Genomic DNA, 1,238 nt, shown 5'->3' with positions numbered 1-1,238 from the left:
TACAAATCCCCCTTACTCATACTTTCTTTATTCTTGCTTTTTCCTTTTTCATCATTTGGATTTGAAATTTCTATTTCTTTAAAACTTTTAGAGCATTCTTTATCTGTGTATAATCTAACACAATACTTTCCCCAAGCCTTACCTATGCTAAAAGGATAATCTTTTAAAAAATCAGGTTGTTTGTTGTAATTAATCTCATTGATTTTAAAATAATACTTTCCTTCAGGTAAGCTTCCAAATTTATCTTTAATACTTTCATCATCATAATAAAAATATGCTTTTTTCTTGGTAGTTTTATCTTTTATATCTTGATAAAAACTAAAAGCAATTTGTTTATTTGATGGTTTTAAATTATCAGCTTTAGCTACTCCACTTCTTGCCATATAAGAAGCTATTAAATCTTTTCCTTTAAAATGATATAAATAAAAACCATCATATTTAAAATAATCTTTATTTTTAAACCTAAGTATAAGTCCTATTTTATGATTGATATAATTATTAAATATTCTTTTGCTATCTTGTAAGGGTTTGGCTAAATAAGCTTTATTATCTTCTAATCTAACTTTAAAACTATGACAATTACTGAAGTCTTTTTCTCTATCAAATCTTATCTTACCTTCTTTATTAGTTTTTAATTTTAATATGCTTTGCTTGATTAGTTTTTCATGATCATACCCTTTTATACTAATGCTAGCATTATCAATAGCCTTGCCATGTTCATCTTGTATGATAAGGCTGATGTAATTTGAAGTAGCAGTGTTGTTTATAATACTAGTGTTATTGTGGGTTAAATTTAGATCTTGATGGTTTAAATCATCATAAGCATAGTGCTTGCTTATCTTTTTAGGTTCTAATTTTATATTTAAACTATTTTTAGCTAAAACATAGTTTTTAATCTTACAATGATAATAATCATAAGTAATGTTTAAATCTTTTAAAGCATATAAATTATTCTCATCATATTTAAGATAATAATTTATTTTTTCATCATTGAAAGAAAAAATTTCATCTTCCTTTGCGCCTAAAAGAAGTTTTTCATAAAAAAATACTCTTGTTTTTAGTTTATTAAAATCTAGATCATAGTTTTGTTCTAATAAAGCTATATCGATTAATGACTCATCTTTAACAAATATATCACAATTGTTCTCATAAAGATGCAAAAGATTTGACATAGATGAAGCATTGTCAAAAAATATAAGCTTTTTATTTTTATCTTTGTTTTCTAAGATGAAGTGGCT

The 1,238-nt window shown here is 24.2% G+C and carries 1 protein-coding gene; it reads right to left on the bottom strand.

What is annotated here, in order from left to right:
* Positions 1 to 1,238, bottom strand: a 1,238-nt coding sequence (locus L8X40_RS08330; RefSeq protein WP_318530030.1) for a hypothetical protein, incomplete at both ends; no start/stop codon positions are given.

Origin of the sequence: Campylobacter sp. CNRCH_2013_0855, assembly GCF_025773025.1 — a bacterium.
GTDB classification, from domain to species: Bacteria; Campylobacterota; Campylobacteria; order Campylobacterales; family Campylobacteraceae; genus Campylobacter_D; species Campylobacter_D jejuni_C.
The sequence above is the reverse complement of the archived record's forward strand: the minus strand, read 5'-3'. Positions and strand labels throughout refer to the sequence as shown.